The sequence below is a fragment of the Stenotrophomonas lacuserhaii genome (genome assembly GCF_014836545.1).
GTDB lineage: Bacteria > Pseudomonadota > Gammaproteobacteria > Xanthomonadales > Xanthomonadaceae > Stenotrophomonas > Stenotrophomonas lacuserhaii.
Map to the genome: position 1 here is coordinate 25,751 of NZ_JACSQS010000021.1, position 22,840 is coordinate 48,590.

The 22,840-nt window shown below is 65.9% G+C and carries 26 protein-coding genes and 2 tRNA genes; 18 read left to right on the top strand and 10 right to left on the bottom strand.

Annotated features, from left to right (window positions below):
- Window positions 1-83: 83 nt before the first annotated feature.
- Together H9654_RS15885 and H9654_RS15890 are read right to left on the bottom strand one after the other, a co-directional pair.
- Window positions 84-566: an Mpo1 family 2-hydroxy fatty acid dioxygenase gene (locus tag H9654_RS15885; RefSeq protein ID WP_191771744.1), complete on the bottom strand. Its 483-nt coding sequence runs from the start codon at window positions 564-566 to the stop codon at window positions 84-86.
- A 71-nt stretch (window positions 567-637) separates the two neighbouring features.
- Window positions 638-1,564 carry a phosphoribosylaminoimidazolesuccinocarboxamide synthase gene (locus H9654_RS15890; protein ID WP_191771745.1) on the bottom strand — a complete coding sequence of 309 codons (927 nt, stop codon included), beginning with the start codon at window positions 1,562-1,564 and terminating at the stop codon, window positions 638-640.
- A gap of 142 nt (window positions 1,565-1,706) precedes the next feature.
- Between H9654_RS15890 and H9654_RS15895 the strand changes: the two genes are divergently transcribed.
- The 10 genes from H9654_RS15895 (at window position 1,707) to H9654_RS15940 (ending at window position 10,024) form a co-directional block, all read left to right on the top strand.
- A complete protein-coding gene (locus H9654_RS15895) occupies window positions 1,707-2,036 on the top strand; it encodes a J domain-containing protein (RefSeq protein ID WP_191771746.1) in 330 nt (109 codons plus the stop codon).
- A 39-nt stretch (window positions 2,037-2,075) separates the two neighbouring features.
- A complete protein-coding gene (rpe, locus tag H9654_RS15900) occupies window positions 2,076-2,747 on the top strand; it encodes a ribulose-phosphate 3-epimerase (RefSeq protein ID WP_191771747.1) in 672 nt (223 codons plus the stop codon).
- A 59-nt stretch (window positions 2,748-2,806) separates the two neighbouring features.
- Entirely contained in the window at window positions 2,807-3,280 is a 474-nt protein-coding gene (locus H9654_RS15905; RefSeq protein WP_101099310.1) for a GNAT family N-acetyltransferase, read from the top strand.
- A 181-nt stretch (window positions 3,281-3,461) separates the two neighbouring features.
- A complete protein-coding gene (gene yegS, locus H9654_RS15910; RefSeq protein ID WP_101099311.1) occupies window positions 3,462-4,400 on the top strand; it encodes a lipid kinase YegS in 939 nt (312 codons plus the stop codon).
- A 101-nt stretch (window positions 4,401-4,501) separates the two neighbouring features.
- Window positions 4,502-4,807, top strand: a complete 306-nt coding sequence (locus H9654_RS15915; protein WP_225212112.1) for a hypothetical protein — start codon at window positions 4,502-4,504, stop codon at window positions 4,805-4,807.
- Window positions 4,808-5,265: 458 nt separating this feature from the next.
- The gene (gene trpE / locus H9654_RS15920; protein WP_191771748.1) at window positions 5,266-6,756 is read left to right on the top strand and encodes an anthranilate synthase component I; all 1,491 of its coding nucleotides are present in this window, start codon (window positions 5,266-5,268) and stop codon (window positions 6,754-6,756) included.
- 65 nt (window positions 6,757-6,821) lie between these two features.
- Window positions 6,822-7,400, top strand: coding sequence for an anthranilate synthase component II (locus tag H9654_RS15925; RefSeq protein ID WP_191771749.1), 579 nt, complete (start codon window positions 6,822-6,824; stop codon window positions 7,398-7,400).
- A 28-nt stretch (window positions 7,401-7,428) separates the two neighbouring features.
- Complete coding sequence (gene trpD, locus H9654_RS15930) at window positions 7,429-8,460, top strand: anthranilate phosphoribosyltransferase (RefSeq protein WP_101099314.1); 1,032 nt, start codon at window positions 7,429-7,431, stop codon at window positions 8,458-8,460.
- A gap of 56 nt (window positions 8,461-8,516) precedes the next feature.
- A complete protein-coding gene (gene trpC, locus H9654_RS15935) occupies window positions 8,517-9,311 on the top strand; it encodes an indole-3-glycerol phosphate synthase TrpC (RefSeq protein WP_191771750.1) in 795 nt (264 codons plus the stop codon).
- Complete coding sequence (locus H9654_RS15940) at window positions 9,308-10,024, top strand: haloacid dehalogenase-like hydrolase (RefSeq protein WP_191771751.1); 717 nt, start codon at window positions 9,308-9,310, stop codon at window positions 10,022-10,024. Before trpC ends, H9654_RS15940 begins: the two co-directional genes overlap by 4 nt.
- Window positions 10,025-10,125: 101 nt before the next feature.
- On the opposite strand, the gene H9654_RS15945 is transcribed toward H9654_RS15940, so the two are convergent.
- Both H9654_RS15945 and crp read right to left on the bottom strand, forming a co-directional pair.
- Window positions 10,126-10,887, bottom strand: coding sequence for a sulfite exporter TauE/SafE family protein (locus H9654_RS15945; RefSeq protein ID WP_191771752.1), 762 nt, complete (start codon window positions 10,885-10,887; stop codon window positions 10,126-10,128).
- A 127-nt stretch (window positions 10,888-11,014) separates the two neighbouring features.
- On the bottom strand, window positions 11,015-11,704 hold the full coding sequence (gene crp / locus H9654_RS15950; RefSeq protein ID WP_042614302.1) for a cAMP-activated global transcriptional regulator CRP: 690 nt from the start codon (window positions 11,702-11,704) through the stop codon (window positions 11,015-11,017).
- 149 nt (window positions 11,705-11,853) lie between these two features.
- On the opposite strand from crp, the gene speD reads away from it, so the two are divergent.
- On the top strand, window positions 11,854-12,648 hold the full coding sequence (speD, locus tag H9654_RS15955; RefSeq protein ID WP_042614283.1) for an adenosylmethionine decarboxylase: 795 nt from the start codon (window positions 11,854-11,856) through the stop codon (window positions 12,646-12,648).
- A 164-nt stretch (window positions 12,649-12,812) separates the two neighbouring features.
- Window positions 12,813-13,133 (top strand): quaternary ammonium compound efflux SMR transporter SugE, encoded by a 321-nt coding sequence (gene sugE, locus H9654_RS15960; RefSeq protein ID WP_042614284.1) that lies wholly within the window; start codon window positions 12,813-12,815, stop codon window positions 13,131-13,133.
- Window positions 13,134-13,227: 94 nt separating this feature from the next.
- Here sugE and coq7 read toward each other — a convergent pair whose 3' ends face one another.
- Entirely contained in the window at window positions 13,228-13,872 is a 645-nt protein-coding gene (gene coq7 / locus H9654_RS15965) for a 2-polyprenyl-3-methyl-6-methoxy-1,4-benzoquinone monooxygenase (RefSeq protein ID WP_191771753.1), read from the bottom strand.
- Window positions 13,873-14,068: 196 nt separating this feature from the next.
- On the opposite strand from coq7, the gene rplM reads away from it, so the two are divergent.
- Window positions 14,069-14,497, top strand: a complete 429-nt coding sequence (gene rplM, locus H9654_RS15970; RefSeq protein ID WP_042614286.1) for a 50S ribosomal protein L13 — start codon at window positions 14,069-14,071, stop codon at window positions 14,495-14,497.
- Between the two features lie 2 nt (window positions 14,498-14,499).
- A complete protein-coding gene (rpsI, locus tag H9654_RS15975; RefSeq protein WP_042614287.1) occupies window positions 14,500-14,892 on the top strand; it encodes a 30S ribosomal protein S9 in 393 nt (130 codons plus the stop codon).
- 335 nt (window positions 14,893-15,227) lie between these two features.
- Here rpsI and H9654_RS15980 read toward each other — a convergent pair.
- Both H9654_RS15980 and H9654_RS15985 read right to left on the bottom strand, forming a co-directional pair.
- Window positions 15,228-15,302 (bottom strand) — tRNA-Gln (locus H9654_RS15980).
- A gap of 51 nt (window positions 15,303-15,353) precedes the next feature.
- Window positions 15,354-15,430: transfer RNA gene (locus H9654_RS15985), tRNA-Met, on the bottom strand.
- 120 nt (window positions 15,431-15,550) lie between these two features.
- Between H9654_RS15985 and H9654_RS15990 the strand changes: the two genes are divergently transcribed.
- From H9654_RS15990 to bfr, 3 genes are all read left to right on the top strand, one after another.
- On the top strand, window positions 15,551-16,165 hold the full coding sequence (locus H9654_RS15990; protein ID WP_101099320.1) for an RNA pyrophosphohydrolase: 615 nt from the start codon (window positions 15,551-15,553) through the stop codon (window positions 16,163-16,165).
- 116 nt (window positions 16,166-16,281) lie between these two features.
- The gene (locus H9654_RS15995) at window positions 16,282-16,491 is read left to right on the top strand and encodes a (2Fe-2S)-binding protein (RefSeq protein ID WP_191771762.1); all 210 of its coding nucleotides are present in this window, start codon (window positions 16,282-16,284) and stop codon (window positions 16,489-16,491) included.
- A 107-nt stretch (window positions 16,492-16,598) separates the two neighbouring features.
- Window positions 16,599-17,069, top strand: a complete 471-nt coding sequence (gene bfr, locus H9654_RS16000; RefSeq protein WP_042614289.1) for a bacterioferritin — start codon at window positions 16,599-16,601, stop codon at window positions 17,067-17,069.
- 43 nt (window positions 17,070-17,112) lie between these two features.
- Here the strand turns inward: bfr and H9654_RS16005 are convergent, their stop codons facing one another.
- From H9654_RS16005 to H9654_RS16015, 3 genes are all read right to left on the bottom strand, one after another.
- Window positions 17,113-19,293: an ATP-binding protein gene (locus H9654_RS16005; RefSeq protein WP_318241151.1), complete on the bottom strand. Its 2,181-nt coding sequence runs from the start codon at window positions 19,291-19,293 to the stop codon at window positions 17,113-17,115.
- Window positions 19,294-19,357: 64 nt separating this feature from the next.
- On the bottom strand, window positions 19,358-21,223 hold the full coding sequence (locus H9654_RS16010; RefSeq protein WP_191771754.1) for an EAL domain-containing protein: 1,866 nt from the start codon (window positions 21,221-21,223) through the stop codon (window positions 19,358-19,360).
- 36 nt (window positions 21,224-21,259) lie between these two features.
- Window positions 21,260-21,874: a DUF4126 domain-containing protein gene (locus H9654_RS16015; RefSeq protein WP_191771755.1), complete on the bottom strand. Its 615-nt coding sequence runs from the start codon at window positions 21,872-21,874 to the stop codon at window positions 21,260-21,262.
- A gap of 220 nt (window positions 21,875-22,094) precedes the next feature.
- On the opposite strand from H9654_RS16015, the gene H9654_RS16020 reads away from it, so the two are divergent.
- Window positions 22,095-22,838, top strand: a complete 744-nt coding sequence (locus H9654_RS16020) for a DUF6776 family protein (RefSeq protein WP_191771756.1) — start codon at window positions 22,095-22,097, stop codon at window positions 22,836-22,838.
- The last annotated feature ends 2 nt before the right edge of the window (window positions 22,839-22,840 follow it).

The following is a 22,840-nucleotide window of genomic DNA, read 5'->3' on the forward strand; positions in this document are numbered from 1 at the left end:
ACGCCGACGGCGCCTGGACGGGGACCCCGCATCGCCGCCGCGGGCGTCGAAAACAGCCCGCCCGCTCGTTCAGGGAATAAAGGTCAGTAACGCCAATCGAGGCGGCGGTAGACCTTGGCCAGCACCCAGGCCGGGCCGATCAGCAGGTAGGTGAGGTCGGTCAGGAAGCTGGGCCTGCGGCCTTCGAGCTTATGGCCGAGGAACTGCGCGATCCACGCCAGCACGAACACCACGCCGGCCAGGCGGGCCAGGTTGCCCAGCCCTATTTCCGCTTCCAGCAGGCGGCAGGTGCAGCCGATCACGAACAGCACGGCCAGCATGCCCAGCCCCAACGGGCGCGACAGGCGGTTGTAGAAGCACCACGCCCCGAACATCGCCAGGCCCGCCCAGATGCCGTTCTGGAACCAGGTGATCAGCGGCGGCAGGCACCACAGCAGGGCCACCACCGACCACAGGATGGCCGGCACCGCGACCACGTGGATGCGCTGGTTGGTGGGGTTGCGGTGGTCGTCGGAATAGCTGGCGAAATAGCGGTCTACGGGGCGGGCAAGCGAGGTGCTGGACATGGTGCCTCCGATCGTGCCGGCACATGGCCGGCGAGCTTTCCAGAGGAGGGCGGGCAGCGCCCGGCGCCCCCTCAGTCGACGCTGATGCCAGCCAGTCGCTGCAGGGCTTCGGCGTACTTGGCACGCGTGCGCTCGATCACTTCAGCTGGAATGGACGGGCCCGGTGCGGTCTTGCCCCAGTCCAGCGTCTCCAGGTAATCGCGCACGAACTGCTTGTCGTAACTGGGCGGGCTGCTGCCCACTTCGTACTCGTCGGCCGGCCAGTAGCGCGAAGAATCCGGGGTCAGCATCTCGTCCATGATGTACAGGCGGCCGTCTTCATCGGTGCCGAACTCGAACTTGGTGTCGGCCAGGATGATGCCGCGCTCACGCGCGTAATCAGCGGCGAAGGCATAGATGCGCAGGGTGGCATCGCGCACGCGTTCGGCCAGGTCCACGCCGACCGCCTTGACCATCGCATCGAAATCGATGTTCTCGTCGTGGTCGCCGACGGCGGCCTTGGTGGACGGGGTGAAGATCGGCTCGGGCAGTTTTTCGGCCTGGCGCAGGCCGTCGGGCAGTTCAATGCCGCTGACCTTGCCGGTGCGCTGGTAATCCTTCCAGCCGCTGCCGATCAGGTAACCGCGGGCGATCGCTTCCACCGGTACCGGTTTCAGCTTCTTGGTAACCACCGCGCGCTTGGCGTACAGCGCCGCGTCCACGCCGTCGGGCAGCACGCTGGCCACGTCGATGCCGGTCAGGTGGTTGGGCATCAGGTGCGCGGTCTTGGCAAACCAGAAGTTGGACACCTGGCAGAGCATTTCGCCCTTGCCCGGGATCGGGTCGGGCAGCACCACATCGAAGGCCGACAGGCGATCGGTGGCTACCATCAGCAGGTAGTCCCCCGGCGGCGTGCCTTCGGGCATGCGCTCGCGCGGAATATCGAAAACGTCACGCACCTTGCCACGATGGCGCAAGGGCAGGCCGGGAAGATCGGATTGCAACAACGTGGTCGGCACGGGCACTCCTGGGGGCTTCGTCGATACGAGCTGCCCAGGGACCCGGAGGGCCCGCCGGCCAGCGGGCGGCCTAGTGTAAAGCCGTCCGGGGCGGCTGTGACGTAAAATGGAAAGCCAATTGGCCAAATCTGCCCGGAGCGCCATGCGCTGGTACGGAAAACTGCTGGGTTTCATCGCCGGGGCCCTGCTGTTCCGGCCCAATCCCCTGTTTGGCGCGGTGCTGGGCCTGCTGATCGGCCATGCGTTCGACGCCGACTGGTTCCGCCTGAACAAGGAAAACCCGTATCGCGAGCTGGGCCTGACGTCTTCAGCCACGGAGGCGGAGATCGACCTGGCCTACCGCCGGCTGATGTCGCAATACCACCCCGACAAGCTGGTCGGCGCCGCGCCGGAACTGCTCAGGCAGGCCGAGGCCAAGAGCCGCCGCGTGAATGCCGCCTACGACCGCATCAAGACCCTGCGCAAGCGCTGAGTCCTGACCCTCTTTCTTCCTGCTCCGAAGGCCCCGGCCATGTCCAACTGCATCATCGCCCCGTCCATCCTGTCGGCTGACTTCGCCCGTCTCGGCGAAGAGGTCGACAATGTCCTCGCCGCCGGCGCGGACTGGGTCCATTTCGATGTGATGGACAACCATTACGTGCCCAACCTGACCATCGGCCCGCTGGTCTGCCAGGCGCTGCGCAAGCACGGCGTCACCGCGCCGATCGACGTGCACCTGATGGTGGAGCCGGTGGACCGGATCATCCCGGACTTCGCCGAGGCCGGCGCGACCTATATCAGCTTCCATCCGGAGGCCAGCCGCCACCCCCACCGCACCATCCAGTTGATCCGCTCGCTGGGCTGCAAGCCGGGCCTGGTGCTCAACCCCGGCACGCCGGTGGACATCCTGGACTGGGTGCTGGACGACCTGGACCTGGTGCTGCTGATGTCGGTGAACCCGGGGTTCGGTGGGCAGGCCTTCATTCCGTCCGCGCTGGACAAGCTGCGCGTGGTGCGGCAGAAGATCGATGCCAGCGGCAAGGACATCCGCCTGGAGATCGACGGCGGGGTGAAGGCCGAGAACATCGGGGCGATCGCCGCGGCCGGCGCCGACGCCTTCGTGGCCGGCTCGGCGATCTTCAACGCCCCGGATTACCAGCAGGTGATCAGCGCGATGCGCGCCAACGTCGCCGCGGCACGATGAGAAAAAAGGGGACGGAGGGAATTAAACTCGTTTAATTCCCTCCGTCCCCTTTTCTGCCCATGAACATCCGTCCGGCCACCGTCGCCGATGCAGGCCTGATCCTGCGCTTCATCCGCGAACTGGCGATCTACGAGAAGGCCGAATCATCGGTGCAGACCGACGAAGCGGGGATCGCCGCCAGCCTGTTCGGGCCCGATGCCAGTGCCCAGGCGCTGGTCTGCGAAGCCGACGGTGAAGCGATCGGCTATGCGGTGTATTTCCATAACTATTCCACGTGGCTGGGCCGCAAGGGCATCTACCTGGAAGACCTGTACATCAGCCCGGACAAGCGGGGGTCCGGCGCCGGCAAGGCAATGCTCAGGCACATCGCCCGGCAGGCGGTGGCCGAGGGTTGCGGGCGTTTCGAATGGTCGGTGCTGGACTGGAACCAGCCTGCGATCGATTTCTACGTCGCCGCCGGCGCGCGGCCACAGGACGAATGGACGGTGTACCGGCTGGAAGGCGATGCATTGCGCGCCTTCGCCGCCGCCTGAAAAAAAGACCACGCCGCTGCCGGCGTGGCCCTGCTGAAATAGTGGGAGGCTGATCCTGCCTCCATCCGTCTTCCCTGCTATGGCCTCCCATGTTCCGCGCTATCGGTGACAGGCCGATGACATTCACCGGCAAAGAACGCACGACTGCTAGCCTGTGCCGCCCCCACCCCCGGAACCCCCCATGAGCCTTTCGCGCTGGCGCTTGATCCTGAACGGAAAATCCGCCGGGGACGTCGATGTGCGCGACGCGGTCACGGCCTGGCGCGAACGCGGGATCGACCTTGAAGTGCGGGTCACCTGGGAGGCGGGCGATGCCGAGCGCTACGTGGCCGAAGCCATCGACAACGGGGTGGAGGTAATCATCGCCGGGGGCGGGGATGGCACCCTGAGCGCGGTGGCGGAAACGCTGGCGCACCGCGACGAACCTGCCGATGCGCTGCCCTCGCTTGCATTGTTGCCGCTCGGTACCGCCAATGATTTCGCCACGGCGGCGGGCTTCCCGGAAAGCCCCGCCGAGGTGCTGGCGCTGATCACCGCACAGGCCCCCCGCGCCATCGACCTGTTGCGTATCGACGCCGATGGCAAGGTCTGGTGGTGCGCCAATGTCGCCAGCGGTGGCTTCGGCACGCAGGTGACCGTGGAAACCGATGAAGGCCTGAAGAAGGTGCTGGGTGGCCTGGCCTACGTGCTGACCGGCATCTCCAAGCTGGGCCGCATCGAGCCGATCCTGGCGCGCGTGCACGGCCCCGGCTTCGACTGGGAAGGCGGCTTCATCGCGCTGGGCATCGGCAACGGTCGCCAGGCCGGTGGTGGCCAGGCGCTTTGCCCCCAGGCGGTCATCGATGATGGCCAGCTGGACGTCACCATCATTCCCGAACTGACCGGCGAAGTCGGCGCGATGCTGGGCCAACTGGTGACCGGCGGCAAGGAGGCTGCGCTGGAGCATGTCGCAACCCGCACCCGTTTGACCCGGGTGGAGATCCGCGCCGAAAAACCGCTGACCCTCAACCTGGACGGTGAGCCGGTGGAAGCACGGCATTTCCGCATCGAATGCGTGCCGCGCCGCGTGCGCATGCATCTGCCTGCGGATTGCCCGCTGCTGTCCCGGTCGACACGCTGATGGGTCTGGCATACTGGATTTGACCCGCGCAGCACGTCCCTGCGGTCAGCTTCATAACTCACTCACAAGGAGTACATGCCGTGAAATCAGCTGTCATCTCATTGGCTTCGATCACCCTGCTGGTTGCATTGACCGGTTGCAGCACGATCGCCGCGAAGACGAACGTTCTGGATGACGACAAGATCAAATCGCAGTCGGCCGGCGCCCTGGGCTACGAGCCGTCGCAGTTGACCCTTGTCAGCCGTCGCACCGAAGGCACCAACACCTACGCCAATCTGAAAGCATCGGACGGCAAGGAATTCGTCTGCATCATCAACGGGGGCAACCTGCTCTCGATGGGCATGACCAACCCGCCCGCCTGCAATAAGAAGGGTGAGCCGATCAAGGCCAGCCCGTTCCAGCGCTGATAAACGCACCTCGATTGCCGTAGCGGCGGCGCCGTCCCGGAAAGGGCGGCGCTGCCATGGCGTAATGCGTAGCGCGCGGATTGCGGCAGGTTGAGGAGTGTCACCGCCCCACAGCAGCGGGAACAGGAGCAGCAGGGCACGCGAACGGTAGCGCCGAGCCGTGCTCGGCGAGTGCAACGGCCAAGGCGTGACGACCAGCGGTCGTCACCCACCAGAGCAGAGGCTGACGGCCAGCGGTCGTCACTACCAGCGGGCCGCCCTGCGCATGGCCCGGCCCAGGGGAGGGGCACAGCCAGGCGCGGTGGACGGCTTCCGCCCGGGGCGGCCCATGCGGTACAGTGCCCGGGTGTCCATCCTGACGACCCCGCGATCCGTTTCTTCCGCACGCCGTAACTGGCGATGGTGGCCCGTAGCCGTCGTCCGCCCAGAAAACGCCGTATCCCGGAAGGAAAGTCGTGTTGAACACCCCCGCCCAGTTCCAGCAGCAGGCCGCTGAAGGCCACACCCGCATCCCCGTCGTCCGTGAAGTGCTGTCCGATCTGGACACGCCGCTCTCGGTCTACCTGAAGCTGGCCGACGGGCCGCACACCTATCTGTTCGAATCGGTCGAAGGCGGCGAGCGCTTCGGGCGCTATTCCATCATCGGCCTGCCGGCGCGCCGCGTGTACACCTTCCGCGGGAACACCCTGACCATCGCCGAACACGGCCAGGTCGTGGAAACCCGCGAAGTGGCCGACCCCTTCGCCGAAGTCGAGTCGCTGCGCAGCGCGCATTCGGTACCCAAGCTGGACGGACTGCCCGGCTTCACCGGCGGGCTGGTCGGCTGGTTCGGCTTCGAGTGCATCGGCTACATCGAACCGCGCCTGGCGCCGCCGGCCGGGCGCGATGAGCTGGACACGCCGGACATCCTGCTGATGCATTCCGAAGAGCTGGCGGTGTTCGACAATCTGAAGGGCCGGCTGTACCTGATCGTGCATGCCGACCCGCGCCAGCCCGGTGCCTGGGACGAGGCGCAGGCGCGGCTGGATGCACTGGCTGGCAAGCTGCGTGCACCCGGCGCCGGCTATCCCGCGCCGCTGCACAGTAACGTGCTGGACGAGGGCGACTTCATCTCCGGCTTCACCCGCGAAGGCTTCATCGATGCGGTGGAGCGCAGCAAGGACTACATCCGCTCCGGCGACATCTTCCAGGTGGTGCTGAGCCAGCGCCTGAGCGTACCCTTCAAGGCGCGGCCGGTGGATGTCTACCGCGCGCTGCGGGCGCTCAATCCTTCTCCGTACATGTATTTCCTGGATGTCGGTGACATGCAGGTGGTGGGCTCCTCGCCGGAGATCCTGGTGCGCCTGCAGCACGACGCCGATGGGGTGGGGCACGTCACCGTGCGGCCGATCGCCGGTACCCGGCCGCGCGGCGCCACGGTGGAAGAGGACAACGCGCTGGAAGCCGAGCTGCTGGCCGACCCGAAGGAACGCGCCGAACACCTGATGCTGATCGACCTGGGCCGCAACGATGCCGGCCGCGTCTCCAGCGCCGGCACGGTGGAGGTCGGCGAGCAGTTCGTGATCGAGCGCTACAGCCATGTGATGCACATCGTCAGCGAGGTGACCGGACAGCTGCAGCCGGGCCTGAGCTATGCCGACGTGCTGCGCGCCACGTTCCCGGCCGGCACGGTCAGTGGCGCGCCGAAGATCCGCGCGCTGGAAGTGATCCGCGAACTGGAGCCGATCAAACGCAACGTGTATGCCGGCAGCATCGGCTACATCGGCTGGCACGGCGATGCGGACACCGCCATTGCGATCCGCACCGCGGTGATCAAGGACGGACGCCTGCACGTGCAGGCCGGCGCCGGCATCGTCTACGACTCGGACCCGCAGAAGGAATGGGACGAGACGATGAACAAGGGCCGCGCGCTGTTCCGCGCGGTCGCCCAGGCGGCCAAGGGCCTGTAACGCACATCACTTTCCTGGCGCGCGTCCTGCGCGCCCGTCTCCCTACGCAGTCTGGAACCTGATCCATGTTGTGGATGATCGACAACTACGACAGCTTCACCTACAACCTCGTGCAGTACCTGCAGACGCTGGGTGCCGAGGTCAAGGTGGTGCGCAACGATGCGATGACGGTCGATGAGATCGCCGCGCACAAGCCCGAACGCATCGTGATTTCGCCCGGCCCATGCACGCCCAACGAGGCCGGCATTTCGCTGGAACTGATCCAGCGGCTGGGCCCGACCACGCCGATCCTCGGCGTCTGCCTGGGCCACCAGGGCATCGGCCAGGTGTACGGCGGCACGGTGATCCGTGCGGGCAACATCATGCACGGCAAGACCTCGCCGATCCGCCATGAAGGCAAGGGCGTGTTCGCCGGCCTGCCGGATCGCTACCAGGCCACCCGCTACCACTCGCTGGTGGTGGACAAGACGCGGCTGCCGGCGTGCCTGGAAGTCACCGCCTGGACCGAGAACGAAGACGGTTCGGTGGAGGAGATCATGGGCCTGCGCCATCGTGAACATCCGGTGGAAGGCGTGCAGTTCCATCCCGAATCCATCCTTACCGAGCACGGCCACGCGCTGCTGCGCAACTTCCTGCAGCGCTGAACTGCACGCCCACCCCAGGAGTCCAACGATGCGCTTCTCCCCCCAGGAAGCCCTGCAACGCACCATCGAACACCGAGAGATCTTCTTCGAGGAGATGGTCGACCTGATGCGGCAGATCATGCGCGGCGATGTGTCGCCCATGATGACCGCCGCGATCCTCACCGGGCTGCGGGTCAAGAAGGAAACGGTGGATGAGATCGCCGCCGCCGCGACCGTGATGCGCGAGTTCGCGCTGCCGGTGCCGGTCACCGATACCCGCCACATGGTCGATATCGTGGGCACCGGCGGCGATGGCTCGCACACCTTCAACATCTCCACCTGTTCGATGTTCGTGGCCGCCGCTGCGGGCGCGCGCGTGGCCAAGCACGGCAACCGCAGCGTGTCGTCCAAGTCCGGCAGCGCCGATGCGGTGGAAGCACTGGGCGCGGTGATCGAACTGCAACCGGCGCAGGTGGCCCAGGCCATTGAACAGACCGGCGTGGGCTTCATGTTCGCGCCCATCCACCACCCGGCGATGAAGGTCGTGGCGCCGGTGCGGCGCGAGATGGGCGTGCGCACCATCTTCAACATCCTCGGCCCACTGACCAACCCGGCCAGCGCACCGTCGGTACTGATGGGCGTGTTCCATCCGGACCTGGTCGGCATCCAGGCGCGCGTGCTGCGCGAGCTGGGAACCGAACGCGCGATGGTGGTGTGGGGCCGCGACAACATGGATGAGATCTCGCTCGGTGCCGGCACCCTGGTCGGTGAGCTGCGCGACGGCACGGTCCGCGAGTACGAGATCCATCCGGAAGACTTCGGCATCGCCATGTCGGCCAGCCGCAACCTGCGCGTGGACGGCCCGGAACAGTCCATCGCGATGCTGCGTGCGGTGCTGGACAACGAACCCGGCCCGGCGCTGGACATCGTGGCGCTGAACGCGGGTGCGGCGCTTTACGTGGCCGACGTGGCCAGCGACATCGCCGATGGCCTGGCGCGTGCCCGCGCCGCGATCGCCGATGGCAGCGCCCGCGCGCGCCTGCAACAGTACGTCGACATCACCCGCGTGCTGGCAGGCTGAGGCGGCAACGCTGGAACCGACTTGACTCCCTCCGTCCCCTTTTTCGTGTGAACACCATGAGCGACATCCTGCAGACGATCCTGGCCCGCAAGGCCGAAGAAGTGGCCCAGCGCCGCGCCGCCGTGCCGCTGGAACAGCTGCAGGCCCGGCTGGCCGATGCGCCGCCGGTGCGCGGGTTCGTGCGTGCGTTGCAGGCAGCGATCGCCAACGGCGACCCGGCGGTGATCGCCGAGGTCAAGAAGGCCAGTCCCTCCAAGGGCGTGATCCGTCCGGATTTCCATCCGGCCGATATCGCGGTCAGCTATGAATTCGGCGGAGCCAGCTGCTTGTCCGTACTGACCGACGTGGACTTCTTCCAGGGCAGCGATGCCTACCTGCAGCAGGCACGCGAAGCCTGCACGCTGCCGGTGCTGCGCAAGGACTTCGTGGTCGACCCGTACCAGGTGGTCGAAGCGCGCGTGCTGGGCGCCGACTGCATCCTGTTGATCGTCGCCGCGCTGGAAGACAGCCAGCTGGCGGAATTGTCCGAACTGGCGATCAGCCTGGGCATGGACGTGCTGGTGGAAGTGCACGACATCGATGAGCTTGAGCGCGCGCTGCAGGTGCCGGCGCCGATGATCGGCATCAACAACCGCAACCTGCGCACCTTCGAGGTGTCGCTGCAGACCACGCTGGACATGCGCAGCGCGGTGCCGAAGGACCGCCTGCTGGTGACCGAAAGCGGCATCCTGGGGCCACAGGACGTCGGCCTGATGCGTGATGCCGGGATCAACGCGTTCCTGGTGGGCGAAGCGTTCATGCGGGTGGAGGAGCCAGGCGAGGGCCTGCGTCAGCTATTCTTCGCTGCATGAGCACGATCTATCCAACCCCGCAGGACAATGCGCCGCTGGTGGTGTTCGATTTCGACCACACCCTGTATGACGGCGATTCCGGCAGCCATCTGTTTGCCACTCTGATCAAGCGCAATCCGTTGCGGTTGCTGGCTGCGCTGCTGGTGACGCCGATCGCCGGCCCGCTGGTGGCGATGCTGCCCACCCGCCGCGCCGGCATTTCGATCTACGTTTGGATCGCCACCTTCGGCATGCACCGCGCACGCGAGTTCAACCGCGTCATCGATGCCTATGTGCTGAAGCACGAACCGACACTGCGCGCGAAACTGCTGCCGCAGGCGCTGGAGGTGTTCGCCGCGCACCGTACCAAGGGCGACCGCGTGGTGGTCGCCACCGGCGCGCCGCCTGAGTTGGCGCGGGCGATCCTGGCCTTCGTCGCGCACGTGGACGTGCCGGTGATCGGCAGCGAAGTCGGGCCGCGCTTCGGCGCCGTCGGCGCCACCCGCCACTGCCACAACGAAGAGAAGATGCGCATGCTGCGCGAGCGTGGCTACGGCAACATCGATGTGGCCTACTCCGACAGCACCGCCGACCTGCCGCTGCTGGTGGCGGCCAAGGCACCGGTGGTGGTCAATCCCAAGCGTGGCAGCGTGGACTTCTTCCGTCGCGTGTTGCCCGAAGGTACGCGCATCCTCAACTGGGGCTGCGAAGACCGCGGCGGAGAAAAAGCCTGAGGCCGCGGGTCCGGTAGTGACGGCCGCTGGCCGTCAGCTTCTGCTGTGGTGGGTGACGACCGTTGGTCGTCACGACATTGCTGCCGCCCCCGCCTTAGGCGCTACCGCTGCAGCAGGCCGAACAGGGTGTGGCCGATCTGGTACAGGCTGATCGCCAGCACCAGCACGCCTACCGCGACCAGCACCCAGCGTTCCTTGACCCGCTTCACCAGCACTGCGGCCAACGGGGCGGCCATCATGCCGCCGATCAGCAGGCCGGCGACGATCTGCAGGTGCTGCAGCCCCATCGACAGCAGGAAGGTCGCCGAGACCGTCAGCGTGACCACGAATTCGGCTGCATTGACGGTGCCGATGGTGGTCCGCGCCTGGCCGCCGCGTGCCAACAGCGTGGAGGTGGCCACCGGCCCCCAGCCGCCACCGCCGCTGGCATCCAGGAAGCCTGCGATGGCACCCAACAGCGGTACGCGCTTGATGTCGCCCTTGGGCATCAGCCGACCGGCCGCGCGCAACAGGATGACGATGGCGAGCACCAGCAGGTACAGATAAATCAATGGCCGGATGATGTCGCCAGGCAGCTGGGTGAGTCCGTATGCGCCGACCGCCCCGCCGATCGCGCCGGGTATGGCCAGGCGGAAGAACAATCCGCGGTCCACGTTGCCGGCCATCAGGTGGGAAACCCCCGACGCGCCGGTGGTGAAGACTTCGGCGGTGTGGACGCTGGCGCTGACCTGTGCCGGTGGCAGGCCCATGCTGAGCAGCACCGAAGACGACACCAGGCCGAACGCCATGCCCAACGCGCCGTCGACCAGCTGCGCGCCGAGGCCGATCAGGATGAACCACCAGAACTCGCTGCTCAGCTCCATCACATCATCCTGCAGGACTGCCGTGCACCGGCAGGTGACGGCGGGGGTGACGCAGTGACGACCAACGGTCGTCACCCACCAGGGGCAGGGTCACCCACCAAGGGCAACGTCACCCGCCAAGAGACCTTCAGCGCGTGCCGTACAGCACCACGGTCTTGCCACGGGCATGCAGCAGGCCGTCCACCTGCAGCTTCTTCAGCACCCGGCCGGCCATCTCGCGCGAGCAGCCGACCAGCCGCGCCAGTTCCTGCCGGGATACCCGCAGCTGGCTGCCTTGCGGGTGGGTCATGGCCTCCGGTTCTTCGGCCAGGTCATGCAGGGTGCGCACGATCCGGTCGGTCACGTCCAGGAAGGCCAGGCGGCTGGCCTTGCGGCTGGTATCGAGCAGGCGCTTGGATATCTGCTGGCCCAGCGCGTACAGCAGGCGCGGCGCATCGTTGGACAGCGGGCCCAGGAACAGCTGGTGCAGGCGTTCGTAGCTGATCTCGGCCAGTTCGCAGGCGGTCCGGGTGCGCAGGATGACCTCGCGGCGGTCCGATTCCACGAACAGGCCCATTTCACCAACGAACTCGCCGGTGCCGAAGTAGCCGAGCACCAACTCGCGCTCCTCGTCCTCTTCAGCAATTATTGAAACCGACCCACTGATCACGTAGTACAGGGTCCCGGCCGGGTCACCGGGACGGAACACATCGGTTCGGGCAGGGTAGCGACGCCGGTGGCTGTGGGCCAGGAAGCGGTCGATGGTAGCGATGTCCAAAGCCAAAGGACTGGTAGCAAGGCGCACGGTTGACACGATGGTGGCGCTCCCTCTGCGCATGAACGGATTCACGGGGTGGAGAGCAGCTTAGCGGAGCGCAAATGTTAAGAGCAAACAATTAGCCGTTCACGGCAGCCCGTTCAGGTCCCCCCTCGGGGAACAATTGCCTCATAATTGATCCTTTCCCCGCTCTTACAGGATCGCCGCCCGTGGTCAAGCCGTTGCCTCGCCTGAGGTTGCAAGGTTTCAACAACCTCACCAAGGCGCTGAGCTTCAACATCTATGACGTCTGTTACGCCCGCACCGAGGAGGAGCGTCAGCGTTACATCGACTACATCGATGAAGAGTACAACGCCGACAGGCTGACTCAGATTCTCACGGACGTCGCCGAGATCATCGGTGCGAACATCCTCAACATCGCGCGCCAGGATTACGATCCGCAGGGTGCCTCGGTGACGATCCTGATCTCCGAAGAACCGGTGATCGACAAGAAGCAGGCCGGCAAGGAGTTGATCTCCGATGCCGTGGTCGCGCACATGGACAAGTCGCACATCACCGTGCACACCTATCCGGAAACGCACCCGCAGGAAGGTATCGCCACCTTCCGCGCCGACATCGATGTGGCGACCTGCGGCGTCATTTCGCCGCTGAAGGCCCTGAACTACCTGATCGAGAGTCTGGAATCGGACATCGTGATCATGGATTACCGCGTGCGTGGCTTCACCCGCGACGTGAAGGGCAAGAAGCATTACATCGATCACAAGATCAACTCGATCCAGAACTTCCTGGCCAAGAACATCAAGTCGCGTTACGAGATGTTCGACGTCAACGTCTATCAGGAAAACATCTTCCACACGAAGATGCACCTGAAGGACTTCGACCTGGACCAGTACCTGTTCGAAGAGAAGGCCAAGAACCTGTCCTTCAAGGAACGCATGAAGATCGAGGCGCTGCTGCGCCGTGAAATCGAAGAACTGTTCCACGGGCGCAACCTGTCCGAGTGATACCGGCAGGGTCCTCCGGGGCCGTGCTTATGAAGGCGGGACGTTCCGCCCCGTGGAACCCCGATCTGCGCAGATCAGCGTTTCACGGCAGTCGACCGACCGACGGCCCGGTGTGAAGACACCGGGCCGTTTTGTTTTCGTTTAAAAAGTTGAGGAGTACCCCCATGCCCTGGATCTATCTGCTGCTGGCCGGCATCTTTGAAATCGGCTTCGCCATCGGCATGAAATATTCCGACGGTTTCAGCAAGCCGTTGCCGACCGTTGCCACCGTGGTAGCCGCATTGATCAGCCTGTTCCTGATGAGCCAGGCGATGAAGACCATCCCGGTGGGTACCGCCTACGCCATCTGGACCGGCATCGGCGCACTGGGCGTGGCGGTGCTGGGCATCTTCCTGTTCAACGACAGCGCTTCACCGGCCCGGCTGGGCTGCGTGGCGCTGATCGTGGCCGGTGTGATCGGCCTGAAGCTGGTTTCCACGCCCTGACCGGCTCATAAAAAAGGGGTCAGAGTCCTTTTCCGCAGGAAAGGACTCTGACCCCGGTTCCGACCCCGGTTTCGAGGCCATGCCCGGCGCCGCCTCACAACCGGTAGGCGATCGTCTTCATCACTTTCGATGCCAGCGCCATCGCGCCGGGAATCGGGAACGGCAGGCGGCGCGCACCGGCCTGCTCGGCGTGCTCGGCATGCCGGGCTTCGTCTTCCTTCATCACCTTGATCACTTCGCGGCTGCGCAGGTCGGCTGGCGGCAGCGTCTCAAGGTGCTCGTCCAGGTGGGCTTCCACCTGGCGTTCGGTCTCCACCACGAAGCCGAGGTTCCAGCCGTCACCCCGCAGCCCGGCCAGCGTGCCGATCGCATAGCTGCCGGCGTACCAGACCGGATTGAAGCGGCTGGGGCGGCTGTCCAGCTCGCCCAGCCGGATCGCACACCAGGCCAGGTGGTCGGTTTCTTCCTGCGCCGCTTCCAGCAGGTGGGCGCGGGTTGCCGGATCCCGGGCGACGGCCGCCTGGCCGAAGTACAGCCCCTGTGCACAGACCTCGCCGACATGGTTGATCCGCATCAGGCCGGCCGCATGCCGCCGCTCGCCAGCGCTCATCCCGGGCTCGGCCGCGTTGGTGGCGGGGTAGGGGCGTTCTGCCGGCGGATTGCCGAACACCGTGTCCAACGCACGCTGTGCCTCGGTCAGCAGGTGGTCCAGCGGGGTGGTCTGGCGGAGCGCGCTCATGGTGGGGCCGGTGACGTCAGGGGAGCCTTGATTCTCGCCGCCCGGCGCGCCCCTGCCAACCCATGGGCGTGGGTGAACTTGCGCGGCGGGACGAAGCTGGGTAAAATCCCGCCTCTTGCGTTTCACCTTCACAACGCGTGGCAGAGTTCCGGCCCTCCTGGCCGCAATGAGCCCGACGACCTACATAGAGTTCTTCATGAGCACTTTCACCGCTAAGAACGAGACCGTCCAGCGCGACTGGTACCTCGTTGACGCCGAGGGCAAGACCCTGGGCCGTCTCTGCACCGAGCTGGCCCGCCGTCTGCGTGGCAAGCACAAGCCGGTCTACACCCCGCACGTTGATACCGGCGACTACCTGGTCGTCATCAATGCAGAAAAGATTGTCGTCACCGGCAAGAAGCTGCAGGACAAGATGTATCACCGTTTCACCGGTTACATCGGCAACCTGAAGACCGAATCGCTGGCCCAGGCGCTTGAGCGCCACCCGGAGCGCGTGATCGAGATCGCCGTGAAGGGCATGCTGCCGAAGGGTCCGCTGGGTCGCCAGATGTACCGCAAGCTCAAGGTCTACGCAGGCACTGAGCATCCGCACGCCGCACAGCAGCCGCAGGTTCTGGATATCTAATCATGGCTATCACTCAAAACTACGGCACTGGCCGCCGCAAGTCCTCCACTGCCCGCGTGTTCCTGCGCAAGGGCTCTGGCAAGATCACCGTCAATGGTCGTCCGCTGGACGAGTTCTTCGGTCGTGAGACTGCGCGCATGATCGTGCGCCAGCCGCTCGAGCTGACCAAGAACACCGAAAGCTTCGACATCCTGGTCACCGCCGCTGGCGGCGGCACCACCGGCCAGGCCGGTGCGATCCGCCTGGGCATCGCCCGCGCGCTGGTCGAGTACGACGAAACCCTGAAGTCCGAGCTGCGCAAGGCTGGCTTCATGACCCGTGACGCCCGTGAAGTCGAGCGTAAGAAGGTCGGCCTGCACAAGGCACGTCGCGCCACCCAGTTCTCCAAGCGCTGATTTGCCGCGTCTGGGGTGGGGTCATTCGTGGCCCTCCTGGGAGGAAAGCAAAAACCCGGCTTCGGCCGGGTTTTTGTTTGCGCGTTGTTTGGGTTTTTGACCCTGCGTGTCGAGCAAGCTCGACACGCAGGGACCCCATCCGGAGTAGAGCCCCCTTGTTGTTCAAGGGGGCGCGCCAACGGCGCGGGGATAAGGTGGAATGCGCGGACATTTCCGCGGCGCCGCAGGCGCGGCGAAAATGTTCAAGGGGGCGCGCCAACGGCGCGGGGATAAGGTGAAATGCGCGTCCAAATACTAAAAAAGGCCTGATCAAAGATCAGGCCTTTTTTAGTATTTGGCTGCCCCGGATGGATTCGAACCACCGAATGCCTGAGTCAGAGTCAGGTGCCTTACCGCTTGGCGACGGGGCAAAATAGGTGAAGCAATTGTCTCACTTTCCAAGTCGAAAACCAACCTCGACATGGTGGCTATGGGTGGACTCGAACCACCGACCCCAGCATTATGAGTGCTGTGCTCTAACCGGCTGAGCTACATAGCCTTGTGTGAGCCGGCTATTCTGGGCATGTGTACGAAACATGTCAATAGTTTTGTGTGCTGCTTGTGGGCCGACAGACGGCATGGGATAGTCCCTGTCAGTAGATTTCTAGGAGTCCGCATCGTGATCGATCCGGACGGCTATCGACCGAACGTCGGCATCGTGTTGATGCGCCAGGACGGTCAGGTGTTCTGGGCACGTCGAGTGCGCCGGGATGGCTGGCAGTTCCCACAGGGCGGAATGAACACCGATGAGACGCCCGTCGAGGCCATGTATCGTGAACTGCAGGAAGAGACCGGCCTGCTGCCCGAACACGTTGAAGTGCTCGGTGCTACCCCCGGTTGGCTGCGTTACAAGCTCCCTGCGCGCGCGATCCGCCGCAATGAGCGCCAGGTGTGCATCGGCCAGAAGCAGGTCTGGTTCCTGCTGCGCCTGACCGGTGACGAGTCGCACGTTCAGCTGGACCTGACCGAGACCCCCGAATTCGACAATTGGCGCTGGGTCGATTTCTGGTATCCGGTCGAGCACGTGGTGATGTTCAAGCGCGGCGTGTATGCGCGTGCGTTGCGCCACCTCGCACCGATGGCGCGGGGCGTGGCCGGTGCCGGGGTGACGCAGATGCCGACGGGTGCGCAGGAAGCCTGGATGCCGGGGCATGCGGCAGGCCACGATCGGCCGCGCAAGCGTCCGACCAAGCGCGGTTACTGGCCCAAAAAAGTGCAGGGCGATCCCACCTGATGATCGCCCCAGGCTGAACTCCATCGAGAATGATTCAGCTTGTCAATTGACAACCATTCGCGTTTGAAGTGGAATATCGGCAGGCCAGCATCGGCCTGCCAACCCCGGCCGCCATCGTGTACGTCTGCATCTGCAACGGAGTCACCGACCACCAGATCCGCGAAGCTGCGGTGGATGGCTGCATGACGGTGGCCGAACTGACGATGCGGACCGGTTGCGGTGCTACCTGCGGGTCCTGCCTGGACATGGCCGGCGACCTGCTGGCCAAGGCACGCAACACGCACGGTCTGCCCCTGCCGGTTCTCGGCAGCCTGCAGGCCGCCTGACCGCGCGCGCCTGCGCGGCGACGCGCAACTGAGCACGATTCGCGTTCCTTCATCGCCGGCGCAAAGCCGATACAGTGCCTGCGTTTTCAGCGTGCAGGAGCACCCCCATGAAAGGCGACGCCAAAGTCATCCAGTACCTCAACAAGGTGCTGTACAACGAACTGACTGCGATCAACCAGTACTTCCTGCACGCCAAGATGCTGAAGAACTGGGGCATCAAGGAACTCGCCGAGCACGAGTACAAGGAATCGATCGAAGAGATGAAGCATGCCGACATGCTGTCTGATCGCATCCTGTTCCTCGAAGGACTGCCGAACTTCCAGGCGCTGGGCAAGCTGCGCATCGGCGAAAATCCGTCGGAGATCCTGCAGTGCGATCTCGCCCTGGAAAGCGAGGCGGTCGAGGTGCTGCGCGAAGCGGTGGCCCACGCCGATTCGGTTGGTGACTACGTAAGCCGCCAGCTGTTCACCAAGATCCTGGATTCCGAAGAAGAGCACATTGACTGGCTGGAAACCCAGCTGGAGCTGATCGGTCGCCTTGGCGAGCCGAAATACCTGCTCAGCAAGCTGGAAGACTGAGCGGGGGCAGCGGTGCCGACCAAGGTCGGCACTACGGTCGGCACTACCGCCGCTGCCAGCCTGCCAGTGCCATGCGTGCACGCGCGAACTCGGCGACCACGCGCGCGGCGGCGACTACCGGCATCTGCAGCGTGCCGTTGCGCGCCTCAAGTTCGATGCGCCGCGCAGCAGAAGACAGGGCCATCGCGCCGACATTCGCACTGGATGACTTCAGGCTGTGCGCCAGCGCGCGCAGCTTTTCCTGATCGTCTTCCTGCGCCGCCGCCTGCAGCTGCTGCACCGCGATCGGTGTGTCATGCAGGAACGCGTCGATGATCGCCTGCGTGCTCGACCCGATCACCTCGTACAGTTCATCCAGCACGGTCGGGTCCAGTGCGGCCTGCGACGACTCCGCATCCTCGTCCGCTGCGACCAACGGGTGTCGCGCTTCGGTGCTGCCGATGTCCTGCGCGCCCAGGGTCCAGCGCTTCAGCATGCTTCGCAACGCCGAAAGTTCAACCGGTTTGGACAGATAGTCATCCATGCCCGCCTGCAGGCAGCGCTCACGGTCACCGGCCATGGCATTGGCGGTCATGGCGATGATCGGCATCCGGGGGCGGGTGGATGTTGCTTCCTGCGCGCGCCATTGGCGGGTGGCGGCGTAGCCATCCAGCACCGGCATCTGGCAGTCCATCAGCACCACGTCGATACCCCCTGCGTGCAGTTCGCCCAGCGCCTGTTGGCCATCGTGCGCGGTGCGCACCGTGCAGCCCATCACCTCCAGCACGCGCTCGGCCACCATCAGGTTGACCATGTTGTCTTCCACCAGCAGCACCCGCAGGTCCAGGCGGTCGGGCGTGCCCGCAGTGGAGGGAGCCAGCGTTGCATCGCCAAGCAGCGCCGCAGGCCGCGCCGAGCGCGTTGCAGCCGGCACCAGTACCGCGTGCAGTGCCGCGTCGGCCTGCAGTTCGTCCACCCAGTGCTGGCCGTTGCGTGCGGGTGCGTTGCCCAGGTGCAGCCACAGCACCTGGGGTGCTTCGGTACCGCGTTCGGCGAGCGCCCGCTGCACGGACGCATCGCCGTTGCGCAGCAGGCGTCCATCGACCACCAGCCAGGCCAGTGCACGGGTCCTCGCGCGGACGGCCTCCAGTGCCAGCGCCAGCGTCTGCACGGCCTGCACCTGCAGGCCATGCTGCGCGCCGACGCGCTGCACGCGCTGCTGCAGCAGGGGGTCGCAGCTGAGCAGCAGCAGGTTGCCCAGTTCCGGGCCGTGCCCGCTGCGGGTGTCTCCCAGCGCCTTCAACAGCGGGATCTCGAACCAGAACGTGGCGCCTTGGCCGGGCGCGGAATGCACGCCGATCTGGCCCTGCATCAGCTCGATGATGCGGCGGCAGATCGCCAGCCCCAGGCCGGTACCGCCGTACATGCGCGTGGTGGACGCGTCGGCCTGGCTGAAGGACTGGAACAGGCGCGACTGCTGTTCCTGGTCGATGCCGATGCCGGTGTCGACGACCTCCAGACGCAGCTCGTGCCGGAACGCGGTCTCCCCCAGCCGGCGCACCTTCAGCGTGACCTGGCCGCGGGCGGTGAACTTGATCGCGTTGGCCAGCAGGTTGCCGAGTACCTGGCGCAGCCGCACCGGATCGCCGCGAACCGACAAGCGCACGGCAGGGTCCAGCTCCAGCACGATGCGCAGGCCCTTGGCCTCGGCCGCACGCTGCATCAGCTGCACCACGCCTTCCAGCAGTTCGCGCAGGTTGAAGGTGGTGGTCTCCAACACCAGTGCATTGGCTTCCAACCGCGAGTGATCGAGGATGTCATCGACGATGCGCAGCAGCTGTTGCGAGCTGGTGACCGCGGTGCCGAGCATCTGCCGCTGCTCCGGTTCCAGGCTGCCGCGCCCGATCAGGTCGAGCATCGGGATGATGCCGTTGAGCGGCGTGCGGATTTCATGGCTCATGGTGGCCAGGAACTCGCCCTTGGCCAGTACCGCTGCTTCGGCGGCCTGCTTGGCCAGCAGCAGCTGCTGCTCCAGCTGTCCCTGCTGTTCATGCAGCCGTTGCAGGCGCTCCAGTTCCTGCTGCAGTTGGCGCAGGCGCTGCTCGGCCTCGGCCGGGGCTGCCCCGTGCGCGCGGTGCTGCTGCGCCCGCAGCGGCCACAGCAGCAGCGCCACGCAGGCCGCTACCAGCCCCAGCCACGGCCAGGGGCCGTTCCAGCGCAGTGCCACGGCCAGCAGGCAGCCCACGCTGATGGCCGCCGCTGCCAGCCCGGCCCGGTAGATCCATCGGCCCCGTCCGTGGGTCACCGGGTCAGAGCACCGCGTTGAGGAAATCGAAATCCAGGTCGCTGCCGGCCGACTGCACCATGTTGCCCTGGATGAAGTCCACGCCGCCTACCCACATCGCGGCCGCGGCTTGGGGATCTTCGATCTGCTGGCCGATGATCAGCAGGTTGGCGCGGTGCGCCACGTCGATCGCAGCGCGCATTTCGTCGCGCGTCTGCGGGTTGGCGTGGCTGCTGGAGAAACGTCCTGCCATGCGCACGAACGACAGCGGCAGCTGGGTCAGCAGGGCATTGGCCTCCGGCCCGGGTTCGAACTGACTCAGGCAGAAGCGCACGCCCAAGGCACCGACCCGCGTGCAGAACTGCTGCAGGGTGACGGTGTGGATCAGCGCATCGGGCAGGCGCACGTCGACCACCAGTGCACTGCCGTCCAGTTGCCGCTGCTGCAGCGATTCGATCAACCAGTCGGCGAACGCATCGCGTGCCAGCGTGCGCAGCGACTGCGATACGAACAGGTGCAGCGGTGGCGTGGCATGGCGGTAATGGTCGAGCAGGCCCAGCGCATGGTCGATCACCTGCTGGTCGAGGTCGGCGATGCGGCCAGCCGCCTCGGCCGCAGGTATGACCTGACCGGCGGTCAGCACGCTGCCATCGGCCTGGCGCAGCCGCAGCAGCACCTGGTACTGCGCGTTGCCGCCGCCGGCCACGGCGACGATCGGCTGGTAAGCCAGTTCCAGCTGGCCGTCCAGCATCGCCAGGTGTTCATCGCTGCTGGTTTCTTCGTGCGGTACGAACCCGGCTACACCGGCGGTCAGCAGGCGTGCCTGCAGCGTGGTGCGCTCGATCGCCTCCAGCGCGCTGCCGACGTCCGGGAAGCCCGGCGACAGCGCCGCGAAACCGATCACCCCGCGCAGGTGCACCGATTCATCGTCGCGGATCACGAAGGCACGGCTGGACAACTGTTCGCGCAGCGACTGCGCGGTGGCGTCCAGCTGCTCTTCGTCCACGCCGCGTGCCAGGGCAAGGAAACTGTTGTCGTTCAGGCGTGCCAGCAGGTGCGGCTGTGCGGCTTCGGCCAGCCGTTGTCCAGCCTGCACCATCAGGCGCTCGAAGGCGGCATAGCCATAGCGCTCGCGCAGGCCCAGCGCGCTGGCGATTTCGATGAAGAACAGACCGCCGCAGTCGCGGTGGCCGAGCGCGGCAGACAGCTGCTGCAGCAGGTGGTGGCGGGTTGGCAGCCCGGTTTCCGGATTGTTGAGCAGCGGGCCGCCACGGTCACCGCTCTGCGCCGCCGCCTGCGCACGTGCGCGACGGATGCGGTTGGAGACCGCCGCGATCAGGTGGCGCGGGCGGATCGGCTTGCTCAGGTAATCATCGGCGCCGCTGTCGAGGACTTCGAACTGGCGTTCCGGATCGGGATCACCGCTGAGGAAGACGATCGGCAACATCTGCAGGCCGGGCAACTGGCGGATCATCGCAGTGAGCCGCATGCCATCCAGTCCCGGCAGATGCAGGTCCATGAGGATCAGGTCCGGCGCATGTTCCTTGAGGGCCGGCTGCACGCTCTCCGCATCGCCCACCACGATCGCCTCCATGCCGGCGCCGTGCAGCACGCTCTGCGCGAACAGGGCCTGCGCCCGGTCGTCTTCCACCACCAGGATGCGATAGGGCGCGTCGCTGGGGATGAAACCGGTCGGTAGATCGTCTTGTGCATCAGCGGCGGTGTGCAGCGGGGGCGGTGTCGCACCGGGCAGCGCGATGACATTGTCGTCTGCCGCAGTCGTCGTCGCAGCGCTGGACGGCGTCTGCGAGGGCGCGCTGGCCCAACGCTGCCAATGATCGGCGGGCGGAGTTTCTGCACGCGCGTTGCGTGGCGGGTGGGTATCGTTCACGGATTCGCCGGCAGGGGAGTAGGGGGAGTAAGGGGATTATGCGGCAGGCCCGGTGCGGGGCGCGTCGCGATCGCTACCGGCCAGCCAGCGCACGCCTTTCCAGAGTGCGCGCCAGACCAGCCAGACCGTCAACGCGCCGGCCAGGCTGCAGGCCAGCACCACGCCCAGCGCAAGCCACGGATGGGCCAGCGCCAGCGCAAGGCCGCCGACCACCACGGTATCTTCGGCCGCCGAGGCGACCCAGTTGCTGGCCGGTTCAGGCGAGGTATTGAGCAGTGCGCGGGTGCCTGATTTCAACCCATGGCTGGCCAGCGCGACGCCCGCACCGGCCAGCAGCGTGCCGGTGCCGAGGTCCCCATCGGGCGACAATGTCGCGGCGGCGAGGAAGGCGCCGGCCGGCACGCGGGCCAGGGTCTGCAGCAGGTCCCATGCCGAATCCACGCCGGGGATCTTGTCGGCGAAGAATTCAGCGACGGCCAGTACCGCCGAGGTGCCCAGCACCCACCACGATTCGGTGGCCTGCAGGGCCGGTGGCAGGTCGACCCAGCCCAGCAGCCCGGCCAAGCCCACGCCGAACACGGTGAGGTAGACGCGGATGCCGGCCAGCCAGGCCAGCAGGATGCCGATCACGAACAGGTGGGCGTCGGTCATGGCGAAGGCTCCGGTCAGCGACGTGGAAGTGCCTGCCGCGGGTAGCCGGCCAGCACGAACGGCACGTTCGAAGCCTGCACTATCGGCGATGGAGAGGCTGAACGCCACAGCTGCGGTCATGGACGGCAGCCAGTGTCACCTGCGTCGTGAACTACAATGGCCCGACTGATCCGCCGAGGCCGAGCCTGCATCGCACTGACCGATGCTCCGGAGACCTGCCATGAACAACCGTCCGCCTTCGCGCGTCCAGATCCGCATGCCCGGCCAGGCCGCCGGGCCGCATGACCGTCGTCGTCTCTGGGTGCTGGCTGCCGGCGCCCTCATCGCCCTCCTGCTGGCCGGCCTGCTCGGCTACTGGCTGGGTCGTCCGGGCGGTGAACTGGGCGATACCCTGGAAGGCGCGCAGCAGCGTGCCGAAAGCCTGCAGCAGCAGCTGGTCGAACTGCGCCAGAAGCAGGCCACGCTGGAGGCCTCCGACCGCATCAGCCGGGCAGCCAACAATGAGGTGCAGGCCTCGCTGGCCGAACGTGATGAGGAAATCGCCGGTCTGCGTGCCGATGTCGCGTTCTATGAACGGCTGGTCGGTGCCACCAGCCAGCGCAAGGGCCTCAACACCCATTCCATTGAGTTCCGCCCTGAAACGGCGGGGACCTGGCAGTACAGCGTGGTGCTGACCCAGAACCTCAACCGCGGCGCCATCAGCCAAGGGCAGATGCGCTTCACCGTGGAAGGGGTGAAGAATGGCCGGCTGGCCACGGTCAGCTGGGATGAGCTGCACCAGCGCAGCAACGTTCCGGGGCAGGAGTATTCTTTCCGGTACTTCCAGCAGCTGGGCGGCAGCGTGATCCTGCCGGCGGACTTCACCCCGCAACGGGTTAAGGTGACACTGGGAAGTGGGACGGGGGGTTCCACGCAGGTATTTGACTGGAAACAGGCCGGGGCACCGGCCGCGAACGGGGAGTAGGC

Coding starts and splice junctions, on each gene's coding strand:
- H9654_RS15940 (WP_191771751.1), top strand. CDS start 9,308: ATGAGCACGATCTATCCAACCCCGCAGGACAATGCGCCGCTGGTGGTG.
- yegS (WP_101099311.1), top strand. CDS start 3,462: ATGAGCCTTTCGCGCTGGCGCTTGATCCTGAACGGAAAATCCGCCGGG.
- H9654_RS16015 (WP_191771755.1), bottom strand. CDS start 21,874: ATGACCGACGCCCACCTGTTCGTGATCGGCATCCTGCTGGCCTGGCTG.
- H9654_RS15905 (WP_101099310.1), top strand. CDS start 2,807: ATGAACATCCGTCCGGCCACCGTCGCCGATGCAGGCCTGATCCTGCGC.
- rpe (WP_191771747.1), top strand. CDS start 2,076: ATGTCCAACTGCATCATCGCCCCGTCCATCCTGTCGGCTGACTTCGCC.
- H9654_RS15945 (WP_191771752.1), bottom strand. CDS start 10,887: ATGGAGCTGAGCAGCGAGTTCTGGTGGTTCATCCTGATCGGCCTCGGC.
- coq7 (WP_191771753.1), bottom strand. CDS start 13,872: ATGAGCGCGCTCCGCCAGACCACCCCGCTGGACCACCTGCTGACCGAG.
- crp (WP_042614302.1), bottom strand. CDS start 11,704: ATGCGCAGAGGGAGCGCCACCATCGTGTCAACCGTGCGCCTTGCTACC.
- rplM (WP_042614286.1), top strand. CDS start 14,069: ATGAGCACTTTCACCGCTAAGAACGAGACCGTCCAGCGCGACTGGTAC.
- bfr (WP_042614289.1), top strand. CDS start 16,599: ATGAAAGGCGACGCCAAAGTCATCCAGTACCTCAACAAGGTGCTGTAC.
- H9654_RS15895 (WP_191771746.1), top strand. CDS start 1,707: ATGCGCTGGTACGGAAAACTGCTGGGTTTCATCGCCGGGGCCCTGCTG.
- rpsI (WP_042614287.1), top strand. CDS start 14,500: ATGGCTATCACTCAAAACTACGGCACTGGCCGCCGCAAGTCCTCCACT.
- H9654_RS15925 (WP_191771749.1), top strand. CDS start 6,822: ATGTTGTGGATGATCGACAACTACGACAGCTTCACCTACAACCTCGTG.
- H9654_RS15885 (WP_191771744.1), bottom strand. CDS start 566: ATGTCCAGCACCTCGCTTGCCCGCCCCGTAGACCGCTATTTCGCCAGC.
- trpC (WP_191771750.1), top strand. CDS start 8,517: ATGAGCGACATCCTGCAGACGATCCTGGCCCGCAAGGCCGAAGAAGTG.
- trpD (WP_101099314.1), top strand. CDS start 7,429: ATGCGCTTCTCCCCCCAGGAAGCCCTGCAACGCACCATCGAACACCGA.
- H9654_RS16020 (WP_191771756.1), top strand. CDS start 22,095: ATGAACAACCGTCCGCCTTCGCGCGTCCAGATCCGCATGCCCGGCCAG.
- sugE (WP_042614284.1), top strand. CDS start 12,813: ATGCCCTGGATCTATCTGCTGCTGGCCGGCATCTTTGAAATCGGCTTC.